The 15,526-nt window shown below is 63.7% G+C and carries 13 protein-coding genes; 8 read left to right on the top strand and 5 right to left on the bottom strand.

Annotated features, from left to right (window positions below; genetic code table 11):
- The 3 genes from LU493_RS14200 to LU493_RS14190 all read right to left on the bottom strand — a co-directional run.
- The coding region (locus LU493_RS14200) for a retention module-containing protein (protein ID WP_275288442.1) at positions 1-1,784 on the bottom strand (1,784 nt) is incomplete at its 3' end.
- Positions 1,785-1,950: 166 nt separating this feature from the next.
- Entirely contained in the window at positions 1,951-2,565 is a 615-nt protein-coding gene (locus LU493_RS14195) for a response regulator transcription factor (RefSeq protein WP_275288441.1), read from the bottom strand.
- 131 nt (positions 2,566-2,696) lie between these two features.
- Positions 2,697-4,775 (bottom strand): type I secretion system permease/ATPase, encoded by a 2,079-nt coding sequence (locus tag LU493_RS14190; RefSeq protein WP_428994567.1) that lies wholly within the window; start codon positions 4,773-4,775, stop codon positions 2,697-2,699.
- A 471-nt stretch (positions 4,776-5,246) separates the two neighbouring features.
- Between LU493_RS14190 and LU493_RS14185 the strand changes: the two genes are divergently transcribed.
- The 5 genes from LU493_RS14185 (at position 5,247) to nth (ending at position 10,910) form a co-directional block, all read left to right on the top strand.
- Positions 5,247-5,528 carry a hypothetical protein gene (locus LU493_RS14185; RefSeq protein WP_275288439.1) on the top strand — a complete coding sequence of 94 codons (282 nt, stop codon included), beginning with the start codon at positions 5,247-5,249 and terminating at the stop codon, positions 5,526-5,528.
- 102 nt (positions 5,529-5,630) lie between these two features.
- Complete coding sequence (gene thiI, locus LU493_RS14180) at positions 5,631-7,109, top strand: tRNA uracil 4-sulfurtransferase ThiI (protein WP_275288438.1); 1,479 nt, start codon at positions 5,631-5,633, stop codon at positions 7,107-7,109.
- 123 nt (positions 7,110-7,232) lie between these two features.
- A complete protein-coding gene (metG, locus tag LU493_RS14175; RefSeq protein ID WP_275288437.1) occupies positions 7,233-9,269 on the top strand; it encodes a methionine--tRNA ligase in 2,037 nt (678 codons plus the stop codon).
- 9 nt (positions 9,270-9,278) lie between these two features.
- Positions 9,279-10,253, top strand: a complete 975-nt coding sequence (gene rsxB / locus LU493_RS14170; protein ID WP_275288436.1) for an electron transport complex subunit RsxB — start codon at positions 9,279-9,281, stop codon at positions 10,251-10,253.
- A gap of 21 nt (positions 10,254-10,274) precedes the next feature.
- Positions 10,275-10,910, top strand: a complete 636-nt coding sequence (gene nth, locus LU493_RS14165; protein WP_275288435.1) for an endonuclease III — start codon at positions 10,275-10,277, stop codon at positions 10,908-10,910.
- 111 nt (positions 10,911-11,021) lie between these two features.
- On the opposite strand, the gene LU493_RS14160 is transcribed toward nth, so the two are convergent.
- Positions 11,022-12,074, bottom strand: a complete 1,053-nt coding sequence (locus tag LU493_RS14160) for a tRNA-queuosine alpha-mannosyltransferase domain-containing protein (protein WP_343076093.1) — start codon at positions 12,072-12,074, stop codon at positions 11,022-11,024.
- Positions 12,075-12,079: 5 nt separating this feature from the next.
- Entirely contained in the window at positions 12,080-12,757 is a 678-nt protein-coding gene (locus LU493_RS14155) for a glutathione S-transferase family protein (RefSeq protein ID WP_275288434.1), read from the bottom strand.
- Positions 12,758-12,927: 170 nt separating this feature from the next.
- Here LU493_RS14155 and LU493_RS14150 point away from each other — a divergent pair, with 170 nt between their 5' ends.
- Genes LU493_RS14150 through LU493_RS14140 form a run of 3 tightly spaced genes read left to right on the top strand, consistent with a single transcriptional unit; the run spans position 12,928 to position 15,523 of the window.
- On the top strand, positions 12,928-13,299 hold the full coding sequence (locus LU493_RS14150; protein WP_275288433.1) for a response regulator transcription factor: 372 nt from the start codon (positions 12,928-12,930) through the stop codon (positions 13,297-13,299).
- Complete coding sequence (locus LU493_RS14145) at positions 13,299-15,341, top strand: exonuclease domain-containing protein (protein ID WP_275288432.1); 2,043 nt, start codon at positions 13,299-13,301, stop codon at positions 15,339-15,341. The genes LU493_RS14150 and LU493_RS14145 overlap by 1 nt, the downstream gene beginning before the upstream one ends.
- Positions 15,338-15,523 carry a hypothetical protein gene (locus LU493_RS14140; RefSeq protein ID WP_275288431.1) on the top strand — a complete coding sequence of 62 codons (186 nt, stop codon included), beginning with the start codon at positions 15,338-15,340 and terminating at the stop codon, positions 15,521-15,523. The genes LU493_RS14145 and LU493_RS14140 overlap by 4 nt, the downstream gene beginning before the upstream one ends.
- The last annotated feature ends 3 nt before the right edge of the window (positions 15,524-15,526 follow it).

Here is a 15,526-nt window from a genome sequence, read left to right as displayed (position 1 = left end):
GTGTAGTCGTAGGTGATCTCACCCGTGGCGGCATCATAGCCGGTGATGGTCAGCGTGCCTTCGTCACCCTGCAGGGTCACCGGATTGTTGCTGGCATCGGTGATGTCCTGACCATTGACGGTCACGCTGTCGATACCCGCCTCGGCGCCCACCGTGGCACTGCCGCTGATGGTGTTGCCGGTGGCTTCCACCACGCTATGGTCGGCGCCCTCGGCATTCGGCGCGTTATCGTCGATATCCACCGTCGGCGGGCCATCGGTGGCTCCATTGATGGTCACCGTCAGCGTCGCCGTGCTGGTGTCGCCATCGGCATCGGTCAGGGTATAGGTGAATGTCTCGGTGAGCGTGTCGCCGTCGTCCAGGGCCTGGACGGCGCCATTGGTGGTGTCGACCTGGTAGGACCAGCTGCCGTCGCCGTTATCGACAAAGCTGCCGTAGCTCGCGCTGGTGTCGGTAAAGACCACCTCACTGGGCGTATCGGCGCTTTCGGTGTCGTTATCCAGCACATTGCCGGTGACCGGAGAGGTGGCGTCCTCGCCGATGGCCGCGCTGTCATCACTGGCCGCGGGTTCCGTATCCTCGATACGGATATCCAGGCTATCCGTGGTGGATTCGCCGGCCAGGTCGGTCACGCCCAACGTGAACTGGTCGAGGATCTCGCCACCGCTATGGTCCTCGGCGTCGCCATCTTCGGTGTAGTCGTAGGTGATCTCACCCGTGGCGGCGTTATAGCCGGTGATGGTCAGGGTGCCTTCGTCACCCTGCAGGGTCACCGGAGTGTTGCTGGCATCGGTGATGTCCTGGCCATCGACGGTCACGCTGTCGATGCCCGCCTCGGCGCTCACCGTGGCACTGCCACTCACCGTATCTCCCGTCGCCTCGGTCACAGTGAGGTCGGCATTGGCGAGGCCGGGCGCACCATCATCGATATGGACGACAGGCGGTGCATCCGTCTCTCCCGTCACCGTGACCGTCACCTGGGCACTATCGCTGTTGCCGTTACCGTCGGTCACTTCATAGGACAGAGTGCCACTGGCCGACTCGTCATCGTCGAGTGCCTGAAAATCATCGCCCGGATCAAAACTGACAGAACCATCGGGACCGACTTCGACCGTCACGGACACCGAGTTGCCATCCGGCATGGTGAATATGACGTCACGTGGACCAGGGTCCGCCACCGTCAACGGATCCCCATCGGGATCGCTGTCGTTCAGCAGCACATTGGCGCCACTTAGCGGAGCATCCTCGCCGGTCACGAAGGCATCGTCGACGGCCTCGATATTGTCATTCTCGACGTCACCCCCCATATCAGCGAGTGCCGCCCCTTCCAGCGTTTCACTACTATCGGATTGAAAGCCACCGAAATCGAAAGACAACGGATCAACCTGCTCACTGATACGAGCCAGGCGCACGAAGTCATGCCCGCCGCCGCCTTGAGCACCGCCATTGCCGGCTGCAGGATCTTCCAGGTCTTCCAGAAGATCCTGGTTACCCTGTTCGATGGCTGTCAGCAGTGCCGCGAGATCTTCATCCTGGGCACTGGCCTCCTCGACCGAAACCGGTAGATCGGCATCCAGCTCGGGCGTCATCGCCACCGTTTCCCCACCACCGATGGTAGTGGGCCCGAAGGCATCACCGAAGTCGAGTTCCACCGTGGCATTATCGGCGGTAACAAGCGTCTCGCCTTCTCTCAGGGTATCGCCCTCGTGAAGTTCACGCAGGTTACCCTGACTGTCCCTTGCCCAGGCTTGACCAGTAATGGAAACGACAGTGGCGATGGCCATTGAATGACTCCTTGTGCACAAGCGAGTTGCGCCGTGCGTATGCTAAAGACGGTCCAGATAGTGTCCAAAGATTAAAACAACACGTCATCCGCTGACATTGTACCGATGGACAAGACCCGGTGAATGTCGGCGGCGGGGAGAAAGGCAGTCGAAGCAAGTACTGAACTTACGGCACTTCGGATTCCTGATGGGACAGTTTAAGAATCAACTGCATGCGATCACGAATGCCGAGCTTGCGAAAGATGGCGCCGAGATGCGCCTTGACGGTACGTTCGGTGATCGACAACTGCCGCGCCACTTCCTTGTTGCTGAGCCCTTCTGCCACGACCAGTGCCACCGCTCGTTCCCGTTCGGTCAAGCCTTCCAGGACCTCGGACTGCAAGGAGGCGGCCCCCCCCAGGGCACGGAAGGCACCTCCGATCACCTGCGTCATCAGTTCCGGCCAGACCCAGATGCCCTGATGGGAAATCACGATATCCATCTGGCGCAGCAACTCGGGAGGTGACAACGCGTGGGCATACCCCCGGGCCCCGGCGTTGAGGGCGCTCAAGGCTTCACCCGAGGTCGGAGACTGGCTCAGCACACTGCTCACGGCACCACGCTGGCTCAACGTCATGACGAGTTCCCGCCACCCATCCAGGCGACTCAACACCCATACCTTATCGCCCTCACCGACCTGAGCCCGTGCCTGCTGAGGCCCGAGCATCCTGGCATCCGGAAAAGCCTCTCGCCAACGCGGCATCTCTCCCGAACCTGTCGGGCCAATGAACATCTGAGCCATTTTCCTGCTCTCCCTGGGCATCATTCCATGCGTTCGCCCGAGTCAACTGTCGATACTTGTCCTTCCCCGCTGGAGTGCACCGACAGGCGCCCGCGACGACTATTTCTCGATTATCTTGTATTCGTGTTATTTCACTTGGCGTGGCCAATCTGCCCCTTGCGCAAGGCATCCACCACCTTGTCGCGAGGCCCATCCGCCATGACACTCCCGGCATCGATGACCACCACTCGGTCGACCAGGGGCAGCAAAGATGTCCGATGCGTCACCATCAGCAGCGTCTTGTCATGATCATACGCATCGAGGCGCTCTCTGAACGCTTTCTCGGTGGAATGATCCATCGAGCTGGTGGGCTCATCCAGCAATAGGATACGAGGGTCGTGTACCAGGGCACGGGCGATGGCTACAGCCTGGCGTTGCCCCCCGGAGAGTCGCTGCCCTCTCTCCCCGACATCCAGATCCAGCCCCTGGGGATGCGTATTCACCAGGTCCTCGAGACCGCTGAGTTCGATGGCCTTCAACAAGGCCGCATCATTCACTTCATCACTGCCGGCACCAGCGACGATGTTATCCCTCAGGCTCCCGAAGAACAGACTCACATCCTGAGGGACATAGCCGATATGCCGTCGAAGCTGGGTCGGGTCTAGCTGACGGATATCGATCCCGTCCACCATCACCGCCCCATCGGACGGCTCGTAGAGTCCGAGCACCAGCTTGGCCAGCGTGCTCTTGCCGCATCCGACCCGACCGAGCAGCGCCACCTTCTCGCCGGGCTTGATGGTCAACATCACATTCCGCAACGCATCGCGTTCCTCGTCGGGATAGCGAAACGACAACCGCTCGAAGTGGATTTCGCCACGTACCACCGGTCGATCGATGAACGTCTTGTCGACGGGACGCTCGACCGGGCGTTGCATCACATCATCCAGGGCTTCCAGCGCCGTGGCCGAATGATGGTACTGCGCCAGAAGCGACGCCGCCTGGCTGACGGGCGCCATCGCTCGGGATGACAGCAGATAGGCGGCGATGAGTCCTCCCTGGGTCAGGTTGCCTTCGATGATCTGGTAGACCCCGACCAGGATCACGCAAACCGCCACACTGTTCTGTGCCCACAGCGCCACGCTCGAGACCGACGTACTGATCAACCTCAACCGCGCGGCCGTCCTGGACAGGAAAGCCGTCGCCTTTTCCCAGCTGCTCTGAATGCGACTCTCGCTACGCAATGCCTTGACGGTCTCCAGCTGGGAAACCAGCTCCACCAGGGTCGCACTGCGTTGCGCACTGACTCGCCATGTGGTTTCCGACAATTCGTGCAGCTTGCTCTGTGCCGCCAGGGCATAGAGCAGCACGAAGACGATCCCGATGATCACCGGAATCACCAGAGGCGGCGCGATCAGCGCAATGATGGCCGCAAACAGCAGGACAAAGGGCAGATCGACCAGCCCCACCACCGTCGCCGAACCGATAAAGGAGCGGACCGATTCATAGGACTGCAGCGTCGAGGCAAAAGAACCGGTGGATGAAGGTCGCGCCGACATGCGCAACCCCAATACCTGCGACATGATCGATGCCGACAGCTTGACGTCGGCACGGCTGGCCGCGAGATCGATGAAGGCACTGCGCATCAAGCGCAGAACGAGATCGAAGCACAGCACCACGAAGATGCCCGACGCCAGGACCCACAACGTCTCGGTGGCCTGATTGGGCACGACGCGATCATAGACATTGAGCACGAACAGCGGCATGGCCACCGCGAACAGATTGATCGCCAGCGAGCCCAGGATGACATCACGATAGAGGCGTCGGTTCTCGCGGATCACGCTCCAGAACCAGTGTCGGACATTCCGCTTGCCGACATCCGAACTCCGTGCATCGAAACGGAATCTCGGCCTTACATAGATGGCCCGGCCACTATAGCGCGCCTGTAGTGCATCCAGATCGATATCCGCTTGTGCATCACCCAGTTCGGGGTAGATGACGCGAGCGCGGCGGGCCTTCAGGTCTACCCCCACCAGGACACAGGCACGCCCCGGCTCCAGCAGAAGTACGGCGGGAAGCAGCGCCGGATTGAGCTGAACCAGGCGAGACTTGACGATACTCGCTGTCATGCCCGCCTTGGTCGCCGCGCGATCAAACACACCGGGCGTCAGGCAACCGTTTTCCAGGGGAAGGCCAGCGGTCACGGTGTCGGCGCTCACGTCATGGTCGTGCATCAGCGCAATACTCAACAAGCAGGCCAGTAACTCATCACGCACGACCGACTCGTCATCTGCACGTTCGGAGAAGCTCTCCCGTCGCGTCACATCCACTCCTTGCGTCAATTCATGTGACTCGCGCCATGCTCGGCATCATGTTGACTGCATCGCAAAAGCACCGTTTGACATGCCTCTCGACCCCGTTGATGTAGTCGTCCGAAAACATTAGACAACGAACAAAGTTTCGATCATGACGCCGGTCCACTCACTATCTATCGCCATGATGCGCGTCTGACTTTCATCGACTGTTACATATTCACACTATCTTACAAAGTAGCGGCTATTTCTCCTATTACTGAATACTCATTAACATCTCGCCAAGGCATCGCCTTCCATGAACGACACGAGCACCGACGAGAACGTCCCGCGCCCCGGGCAATCGTGATATCGTGCCGAGGAAGAATGACCGTCCCGTACAAGGAGAACGCCATGTCCTCATCGGAGATCCAGAAGACCCGTGTCATCAATGAGCTACGCGGCTTCATCAAGAAACTGCTGCAGGACCCCAGGATCACGGAGCAATCCCTGGAGATCGCACGCCGGGAGCTGACCAACGGCGACCAGGCGGATGCCATGGTCCGTATCGCCAACCAGATCTCGGACACCACCAGTGTGCACATCCCGGACGACCCCACCGAACACTCCGAAGCCGACAAGCTGTTCCTGGAGCTGCTCAAGGAGGTCGTGAACGAGGACCAGGCCCTCTATTAGGCAAGACATGGGGCGCGGCCCTCCGCCCCACCCGGCAGGAGGGCCTGCGCAGCAGACGCTCGACTGGTAGAATGCCGCGACATTTACTTCTCGCAGCGTCGCATGACCTACCTGATCAAGCTCTATCCCGAGATCACCATCAAGTCCCGCTCGGTGCGTCAGCAGATGACGCGCTGCCTGACCTCCAACATCCGCAACACCCTTCGCCGCCACGATGAGGGCGTGCGCGTCCGGGGTCGCTGGGATGCCGTTCAGGTGCGGCTATCACCGGGCCTGGACGACGCACGAGTCCAGGAGGCCGAAAGCGCACTGACGCGAATCTCCGGTATCCACGAGGTACTGGCCGCCGAGGAAATCCAGGTCGACGACCTGGCCTCGATCGCCGAGCACGTCGTGCCGCTCTGGGGACCGGAGATCGCCGGCCGCCGTTTTCGCGTCAAGGCCAAGCGACGCGGTCAGCATGACTTCACCTCGATGGATATCGAGCGCTACCTGGGCGGTCGTCTGCTCGAGGCAGCACCGGACGCTCAAGTGGACCTGACCGCCCCCGACGTCGTCGTGCCGGTCGAGATCACCCACAACCGCCTGCAGCTAATTCGCGACAAGTGGCCCGGACTCGGCGGCTTCCCCATGGGCATCCAGGGCCAGGTCCTGAGCCTGATCTCCGGCGGCTTCGATTCCCCGGTGGCGGCCTGGCGCATGATGCGGCGCGGCGTCAAGTCGCACTTCGTTTTCTTCAACCTCGGTGGCCCCGCCCACGAAGCCGGTGTCCGCGAGGTCACGCATCACCTGTGGCAACGCTACAGTGCCTCGCACAACGTTCATTTCATCTCGGTGCCTTTCGAGAACGTGGTCGGCGAAATCCTGAAAACCATTCCCGACGGTCTGATGGGGGTGGTACTCAAGCGCATGATGGTGCGCGCCGCCAGTCGGATCGCCGAACGCGCCGGCATCCCGGCCCTGGTCACCGGTGACGCCATTGCCCAGGTCTCCAGCCAGACCCTGGCCAACCTCGCGTTGATCGACGCCGCCAGCCCGATGCCGATACTTCGCCCGCTGCTCACCGAAGACAAGCAGGCGATCATCGACCAGGCACGACAGCTCGACACCGCCCGTCACGCCGAAGCGATGCCGGAATACTGCGGCGTCATCTCCAGGCGCCCGCACATCAAGGCCGACCCGGTCAAGGTCGCCGAGGCCGAGACGGACTTCGACTTCGGCGTCCTGGACGCCGCCATCGAAGACGCCGTCACCACGCGCAGCAATCGCCTGATGGAACGCCCGGCCCCGCTATCCGACGATGCACTGTTGATCATCGATTCCCCGGAAGCCCTCGGCGACGTCGACGCTCCCTGCGTGATCGACATTCGCGCGCCACATGAGCGCGAGGAGACACCGCTGGAGCTCGACCGGGTACCGCAACTGCAGATTCCCTTCTACGAGCTTCAGGAACGCGCGCCGGGCCTCGCGACGGACCGCCACTATCTACTGTTCTGCGATCAGGGCGTGATGAGTCGCATGCAGGCCCTGCATCTCATGGACCGAGGCCTGCGACACTTCGGCGTCTACCGTCGCCCCTGAGCGCAGGGCGAGTGCAGCGGCCACGCAAGATGCTACAATCGCTGATTTCACGGACCTTTCTCTTGGCGGCTCCGGGAGACATCGAGTCGCCACGTCACGCTTCACGGGAAACCCAACGTCGCCATGTCGAATACCGCTCAGCGCAAGATCCTGGTTACCAGTGCCCTGCCCTACGCCAACGGCGCCATTCACCTGGGCCATCTCCTGGAATACATCCAGACCGACATCTGGGTGCGTTTCCAGAAGAGTCGTGGCCACGCCTGCCATTATGTCTGTGCCGACGATGCCCATGGCACCGCCATCATGTTGCGCGCCGAGCAGGAAGGCATCACCTCGGAGGCACTGATCGACCGGGTGTCCCGTGATCACCAGGCCGATTTCGCCCGCTTCGGAGTGGGCTTCGACAACTATCATTCGACCCACTCCGAGGAAAATCGCTACTTCAGCGAGCTGATCTACACCCGGCTGCGTGACAAGGGGCATATCGCCACCCGCGATATCGAGCAGATGTACGATCCGGAGAAGGGACTCTTCCTGGCCGATCGCTTCATCAAGGGCACCTGCCCGAAGTGTCGAACCGAGGATCAGTACGGCGACAACTGCGAGGCCTGCGGCGCCACCTACACTCCCGCGGAGCTGATCGATCCTGTCTCGGCGATCTCCGGGGCCACGCCCGAGGTGCGCGGTTCGACCCATTACTTCTTCAAGCTGCCCGAATTCGCCGATTTCATGCATGACTGGATCAACGACGGTCATGTGCAGCCGCAGATCCGCAACAAGCTGCTGGAGTGGTTCGAGTCCGGCTTCAACGAATGGGACATTTCCCGGGACGCTCCCTACTTCGGCTTCGAGATTCCCGACGCCCCCGGCAAGTACTTCTATGTCTGGCTCGACGCGCCGATCGGTTACCTGGCGAGCTTCAAGAACCTCTGCGAACGCGAAGGCATCGACTTCGATGCCTACTGGCATCGCGATTCCGAGGCCGAGGTCTACCATTTCATCGGCAAGGACATTGTCTACTTCCATGCCCTGTTCTGGCCGGCCATGCTGCACGGTGCCGAACTGCGCACGCCCACCGCGGTGAACTGCCATGGTTTCGTGACCGTCAACGGCGCCAAGATGTCGAAGTCCCGCGGCACCTTCATCAAGGCCGCGACCTACGCCGAGCATCTGAACCCCGAATACCTGCGCTACTACTTCGCCGCCAAGCTGACCGCCGGCGTCGACGACCTGGACCTCAACCTCGAGGACTTCGCCCAGCGCGTGAATTCCGACCTGGTGGGCAAGGTGGTCAACATCGCCAGCCGCTGTGCCGGCTTCATCAAGAAGCTCGGCGGCGGCAAGCTCTCGGCCCACTGCGCCGAGCCCCAGCGCCTGGCTCGCTTCATCGCCGCCGGCGACGAGATCGCCGAGTCCTACGAGACACGGGAGTTCGGCCGCGCCATGCGCCGTATCATGGAGCTCGCCGACGAAGCCAACACCTACATCGCCGAGGCCGAGCCCTGGGTGCTGGCCAAGCAGGAGGGCCGCGAGCAGGAAGTACTCGACATCTGCTCGGTGGGCATCAACCTGTTCCGTCAACTGATGGTCTACCTGGCACCCGTGGTGCCGAGCATGGCCGAGGATGCCCGGCGCTTCATGAAGCTCGACACCCTGGCCTGGGACAGCCGCCAGGCACTGCTGCTGGACCACGAGATTGCCAAGTTCAAGCCCCTGATGACGCGCGTCGAAACCGACCGCATCGACGCCATGATCGAGGCGTCGAAGGAGGACCTGGTGGAAGAACGTAAACTCAAGGAGGCCCCGAGAGGGCCGCTGACCGACGACCCCATCGCCCCCGAGATCGCCTTCGATGACTTCGCCAAGGTCGACCTGCGCATCGCGCGGATCGCCAAGGCCGAGTATGTCGAGGGCGCCGACAAGCTGCTGCGGCTGACGCTGGACATCGGCGGCGAAACCCGCCACGTCTTCGCCGGCATCCGCTCCGCCTACGCGCCCGAGGCGCTGGAAGGCCGGCTGACCGTGATGGTCGCCAACCTGGCGCCCCGCAAGATGCGCTTCGGGGTTTCCGAAGGCATGGTGCTGGCCGCCGGCGATGACGACGGCATCTACCTGCTCGAACCGCATTCGGGCGCGCAGCCCGGCCAGCGGGTAAGGTAAGCCGGCGCGGTGACGGAACAGCCGACCTTGATCGAGGCCATCGACGCCGCACTGCCGCAGACCCAATGCGGCAAGTGCGGTCACGATGGCTGTCGTCCCTACGCCGAGGCCATCGCCGAAGGCGAGCCGATCAATCGCTGTCCCCCCGGCGGCGACGAGACCGTCGAGCGCCTCGCCGAATTGACCGGCCGCTCTTCGTTGCCGCTCGAGCAACCCGCCCAGTCGCCACTGGTCGCACGAATTCGCGAGGACGAATGCATCGGCTGCACCAAGTGCATTCAGGCCTGCCCCGTGGATGCCATCCTTGGCGCCGCCAAGCAGATGCACACGGTGATCGAAAGCGAATGCACCGGCTGCGAGCTGTGCGTGGCGCCCTGCCCGGTCGACTGTATCGACCTGCTGCCGCACCCGGAATGGCAGGCGGCTCACGACGAATACGCACAGCGTGACTACCTGGCAAGACGCGCGACCCTCGGCCGACAACGCCACGACGCCCGCAACCGGCGACTCGCCCGCCAGGCCGAGGAAAAACGACAACGCCGCGCCGAACGCCAGGCGAAACGCACCGTGCCGACCCCGTCGCCCGGCGGCAACCCGGCCTCATCCTCGAACGGCCTGCGCACCACCCGGGTCAGCCTGCTCGCCAGCCTCAAGCGACTCGACCGACAACGGCAGAACGTCGACCTCGCCGCCACCGAGCGTCAGGAAATCGAGCGTCGCGCCGATGAGCTACGCTCGCGCCTCGCCGATATCGACCGGCAGCTGGAAAGCGCCGGAGGATCGGCACGGCCCGCCCCGGCCGATCGTCAGCGCCGCTTCGCCGTCAACGCTGCCGAACAGGCCCGACGCCGCGCCCGACAGCAACTGGCCCATGCCGAACGGCAAGGCGACGACGATGCCATCGACGCCGCCCGCCACCAACTCGAGCGCGCCGAGCGCGTCCTCGAGGAAGCTCGCGAGTCGCTTTCCCGCCCTTCTCATTGATCAGCCCGGAATCGATCTGTCATGAACGCTCAGAAACGCCACGAGATCTTCGTCAGATTGCGCGAGCACAATCCCGAGCCGACCACGGAGCTCGACTGGAACACGCCCTTCGAGCTGCTCACCGCCGTGTTGCTGTCCGCCCAGGCCACCGACGTGGGGGTCAACAAGGCCACCGCGCGGCTGTTTCCCGTGGCCAATACGCCCGCCACCATTCTCGAACTGGGCCTGGATGGCCTGAAGGAACACATCAAGACAATCGGCCTGTACAACACCAAGGCCGAGAATCTGATGAAGACCTGCCGCCTTCTGGAGGACAAGCACGCTGGCGAGGTGCCCCGTTCGCGCACCGCCCTCGAAGCCTTGCCCGGCGTGGGCCGCAAGACCGCCAACGTGATCCTCAACACCGCCTTCGGCGAACCCACCATCGCCGTGGACACCCATATTTTCCGGGTCTCCAATCGCACCGGCCTGGCCAAGGGCAAGAACGTGAACGAAGTGGAACAGAAACTGCTGCGTTACGTGCCCTGGGATTTCCGCAAGGATGCGCACCACTGGCTGATCCTCCACGGGCGCTACACCTGCGTGGCGCGCAAGCCGCGCTGCGGCAGCTGCGTGATCGAGGATCTCTGCGAGTACCCGGACAAGGTCGACCTCTGAAGCCTGTCCCATCGCCCGACGGGACGAGATGTGGCGCCTCGAGACAAGATCCACGAGCGCCGAGCCATGCGGTCGCGATGGCCCGTCGAGGTCGACGGCCGGAACAGCCGGTCACGATAGCCGAAGCAGGTCGCGATAACCGGGCAACAGGGCCGGCCAGGTCCAGGCCTCGCTGTCCGGTGGTGATGGCCGACTCGCCGGACTCGTCAGCCAGGCCTCGAGTCGCGTTTCGAGCTCGCGGTCGTCCCGATAGCGAAACCGATCCTCATAGAAGTCGGGGAAGCAGAGCCTGTCCGGCACCAGAGGCACGCAGCCATGACGCACAGCCTCCATGATCGCCAGGCCCTGGAACTCATGATGGGTCGTGGAGACCACCAGCGCCCCTTCATCGAGCCAATGGAGGTACGCCTCGCTGGACTGCGGCCCCCAGCACACCAGATGCTCACCCAGGCGCTCCCACGCCTGATCAAAGATGGCGGGACAGTCACGAAAACGCTGCCCCATCACCGCCAGCCTAAAGTTCACGCCACGCTCGGCCAGTCCGAACAGCGCCCCGAAGAAGGCCTCGGGATTCTTGTCATACTCCCAGCGATGGTTCCAGACGATGATGTCGCCTTGTCCCGGTGGGCTCGCGGGCTCCGCCTCGATCGGTACCGGCAGGATCCGGGCCCGGTCACGCAGCGCCTCGAGCGGCACCACCGCAGGCAGATTCTCGGGCAGGCGCTTGAGAAAGCCCCGGGCGCCGTCGATGAAGCTGTCACGATTGTAGGCGCTGTTGAACACCAGGGTATCCGCCGCCAGCGCCGTATAGAGGTTGACCATCAAGGGCTCGCCCCTCTGCCTCTGCCGCTCGGCGAGTGGATAGGCGAACTGGTTTTCATGGAAATAGACGACCTTGTGCGCACGACCCAGATGGGGGTAGAGACCGACCAGTGTGGCCAGGTCGGCCATCGAGGTGGCCAGGATGACGTCATACTCTCGCGACAGGGCTTCCCCCTCGCGGAGCATCCAGGTGAGGGGATTGCCGCGAATCCGCCAGGCGAAATGCCGGGGCGGCAGTTCGAGTCGCGTCCAGTCGACGTCATCCAGCCAACGCTCCACTCCGTTGGCCCATTGCCGATGACTGGCCGCGGCATAGGCTGAAAGCAGGAGTCCTCGCATCATCTGCGTCATACCACCGAGAACTTGCCACCAACATCGACGGCGCGACGATATGCCTCTCGTGCCCGACAGCGCGCCAGGAAATCCGCCAGGTGCGGTAGATCCGCGAGACCGCCTCGGCTCTCCAGCGCCAGGATCGGAAAGCTCATCTGGATATCCGCCGCCGAGAAGCTGTCGCCGGCAAACCAGGATGACTCGGCCAGCGTCACGTTCCAGAAGGCCGACAACTCGCGCAGCCGCGGCCCTAGGAAACGGCGCTCGACACCCTTGGCGAACTGACGCCCCAGCGGGCGCATCAAGCCCGGCACCGGCGGCTTGCCCAGTCGCGAGAAGACCAGTCGCATCACCAGGGGTGGCATCGCCGAGCCTTCGGCATGGTGCAGCCAGAAACGATAACGCTCCCGCGCGTCACTGCCCGCCACCGGCACCAGCCGGCCCTCCTCGTCATGGCGCTCCACCAGGTATTCAAGGATGGCACCCGACTCGGCCACCGCCCGGCCATCGCGCCCTTCGTCGGTGATCACTGGTGCCTTGCCCAGCGGATGCACCTCCTTGAGCGACGCCGGCGCCAGCATCGTCTCGGGGTCACGTCGATAGGTCACGAGCTCGTAGTCGACGCCGAGCTCCTCGAGACACCAGATCACCCGCTGCGAGCGCGAATTTTCCAGATGATGGACATGAATCATGAAACCTCTCCCTGCCGAATGCAGCCGCCAGTCTAGATGACGGCAAGGGTACCGACGAGCCCGTGACCGACGACAGACTTGGCCCAAGGTCGTCTTTGCCCCCCATGCCGAGGCCACTAGACTGGTTCGAAAAGCCTCGCCTATCACGATGAGAGCAAAAGGGAGCGCGCATGGCCCGTGTGCTGGTGGTCGACGATGAACCCAATATCGTGCTGTCGCTGGAATTCCTGATGGAACAGGCCGGCTTCGAGGTCACCACCGCCGAGGATGGCGAGGCCGCGCTGCGCCTCATCGCCGAAAGCGCTCCCGACCTGGTGCTGCTCGATATCAGCCTGCCCGGCATCGGCGGCTTCGAAGTGCTCGAGCGTCTCCGCGGTGATCCCGCTCACCGACATCTGCCGATCATCATGCTCACCGCCCACGGCCGCGAGGTGGAACGCGAGAAAGGGCTGGCACTGGGCGCCGACGACTATATCACCAAGCCTTTCTCGACCCGGGCACTGGTCGACCAGGTCCGGGCCCTGCTCGATGGTGACACCTGATGGCCTGGCACGCGTCCGGTCTTCCCCGGCGTCAGCGCCTGGTGGGGCTCTGGCTGTTGCTGAGCGGCATCGGCCTGCTCGGTGGTGCGCTCTTCGCCGCCTGGCTGGATAGCCTCTACCAACCCCACGGCATGGCTCGGCTGATCCTGTGGCTCGGTTGCTTCTCCGGTGGCATCACCCTGCTCGCCGCCGGCCTCTTCCTCGAACGCTGGCTGTTCACGCCATTACGCCATTTGCAGGGCCAGCTGGCCCGACTGGCCGCCAATCCCGATGCCCCGGACATTTCGCCGCCGGAAGGCTGGTTGCGTGGCCTGGGTCCCGACCTGGAGCGCGTGCACGCCACCTGGCGGGATGACCGCCGACGACTGGACAATGCCCACGCGGATGGCGCACGGGAAGCGACACGAGTTCGCCAACGGCTCGAAGCCTTGCTGCAGACCCTGGACACTCCCCTGCTGCTATGTGATCGCCATCACCGCCTGCTGCTCTACAACCAGGCCGCCGAACGCCTCTTCGCACCTCACCCCGGTCTGGGGCTGGGCAAGGATCTCGGCACCCTGCTGTCGGCGAAAGGGCTCATCGATGTCATGGCGCGGCTGCCCGACGATGGTGGCTGTCGCGAGGTGCTGATTCCGCATGCCGATCACTGGCTGCACGTCGACTTGCGCCGCGTCTCCAGTGACGAGACCCTGTTGACGTTGACCGATGCCACCACGACCTGGGCCCGCGAGGTCGGGCCACAGGCCGAGCTCGACGGTCTGCTGCCGTCGCTGCGCCGTCACGGCGCCGGCCTGATCAGTGCCGCCGACGCCCTCGCCCACCTCCCTCGCGACGACTCCCCCGAGCTGCGCCGTCGCCTCGAAGCCGTCATCGACGAGGAGGGTGATGCCCTGGGCGCCAGCCTCGAGCGTCTGGGTAGCGTGCATGACGACCTGCGGCGTCAGGGCGAGCGCCTGGTCCCCCTCTGGTCGAACGATCTCTGGGCCACCCTGAGCGAACGCTTGACCACACCGACCGTCACGCCCGTCGGCATGCCGTCCTGGCTCAAGGGTGACGCCCCGGTCCTGCTCGAGGCCCTCGTCGAACTGCTCGCGACCCTTACCGAGCACACCGGGCATTCCGACTTCGACGGCGAATTATGCCTCGGCAACCACCGCGTCTATCTGGACCTCTGCTGGAAGGGAAAGCCGCTTGCACAGTGTCACCTCGATGCCTGGCGGCACCGGCGCCTCGACCGTCTCCCCCACTCGCCCCGTGTCGAGGATGTACTGCGGCAACACGCCAGCGACGCCTGGAGCCTCGCCGACGGCGACTGGGCCAGATTGCGCCTGCCCTTGCCGGCATTACCCCGAGCCGGCGCGCCCCGCCGGGACATCCCGCCGCGTCCGGAATTCCACGATTTCGCGATCGCCCATCTCCCGGCCCCGGGTGCCGATCTTGCCAACCGCGCCCTGCGTGACCTGGAGATCATCGCCTTCGATACCGAAACCACCGGCCTGGCCCTGCGCGAAGGTGACCGACTGATCAGTCTCGGCGCCTGCCGCATCGTCAATGGACGCGTCCTGGCCGACGAGACCTTCGAACAACGCATCGACCCCCGCCGGCCGATCCCTGCGGCCAGCACCGCCATCCATGGTCTGGCCGACCGGGATGTCGAAGGCGCACCGACGGCCGAACAGGTCCTGCCGCGTTTTCGCGACTATGTCGGAGGCGCCGTACTGCTGGCCCACAATGCGGCCTTCGACATGCTCGCGATCCAGTCCGGGGCCACCACCTTCGAGATGCCGGTACTCGATACCCTGCTGCTCTCGCGCGCCCTCGATCCCGGCCTGGAAGGCCACGATCTCGATAGCCTGGCGGCACGTTACGGCCTGCGCTTCACCCCGGGGACCCGCCACACCGCGCTGGGTGACGCCAGGGTCACCGCCCGACTGTGGCTGGTACTGATGCTGCGACTGGAGGCCAGGGGCATCGAAACCCTGTCGCAAGCCCTGGCCTTGCAGGCCACGGCCCTCGATCGGGAGGATGCCTGCTCCTCATGAATGCCCCGCACCGCAAGGAACGCCTCGTCGCCCTGATCGCCCTGGCCACGATGCTGTTCACGCCGCCACTGTTGCTGATCGCCGATCGACTCGACGGCGGCTTGCCACTCTACCTCTTCCTGGCCTGGGGAAGCGTCATCGCCTTGATGGCCTGGCTGATGGAAGATCGACGCGGGGAGTGAAGG

The organism is Halomonas elongata (assembly GCF_029081005.1).
In the GTDB taxonomy this organism is placed as follows: Bacteria; Pseudomonadota; Gammaproteobacteria; order Pseudomonadales; family Halomonadaceae; genus Halomonas; species Halomonas elongata_B.
Note: the sequence above shows the minus strand (reverse complement) of the source record. Positions and strands in the feature narration are given on the sequence as shown.

Excerpts from the sequence above, each read along its gene's own strand:
- LU493_RS14145 (WP_275288432.1), top strand. The coding sequence starts at position 13,299 with ATGGCCTGGCACGCGTCCGGTCTTCCCCGGCGTCAGCGCCTGGTGGGG.
- LU493_RS14155 (WP_275288434.1), bottom strand. The coding sequence starts at position 12,757 with ATGATTCATGTCCATCATCTGGAAAATTCGCGCTCGCAGCGGGTGATC.
- LU493_RS14150 (WP_275288433.1), top strand. The coding sequence starts at position 12,928 with ATGGCCCGTGTGCTGGTGGTCGACGATGAACCCAATATCGTGCTGTCG.
- nth (WP_275288435.1), top strand. The coding sequence starts at position 10,275 with ATGAACGCTCAGAAACGCCACGAGATCTTCGTCAGATTGCGCGAGCAC.
- LU493_RS14195 (WP_275288441.1), bottom strand. The coding sequence starts at position 2,565 with ATGGCTCAGATGTTCATTGGCCCGACAGGTTCGGGAGAGATGCCGCGT.
- LU493_RS14185 (WP_275288439.1), top strand. The coding sequence starts at position 5,247 with ATGTCCTCATCGGAGATCCAGAAGACCCGTGTCATCAATGAGCTACGC.
- thiI (WP_275288438.1), top strand. The coding sequence starts at position 5,631 with ATGACCTACCTGATCAAGCTCTATCCCGAGATCACCATCAAGTCCCGC.
- metG (WP_275288437.1), top strand. The coding sequence starts at position 7,233 with ATGTCGAATACCGCTCAGCGCAAGATCCTGGTTACCAGTGCCCTGCCC.
- LU493_RS14160 (WP_343076093.1), bottom strand. The coding sequence starts at position 12,074 with ATGATGCGAGGACTCCTGCTTTCAGCCTATGCCGCGGCCAGTCATCGG.
- LU493_RS14190 (WP_428994567.1), bottom strand. The coding sequence starts at position 4,775 with ATGCACGACCATGACGTGAGCGCCGACACCGTGACCGCTGGCCTTCCC.
- LU493_RS14140 (WP_275288431.1), top strand. The coding sequence starts at position 15,338 with ATGAATGCCCCGCACCGCAAGGAACGCCTCGTCGCCCTGATCGCCCTG.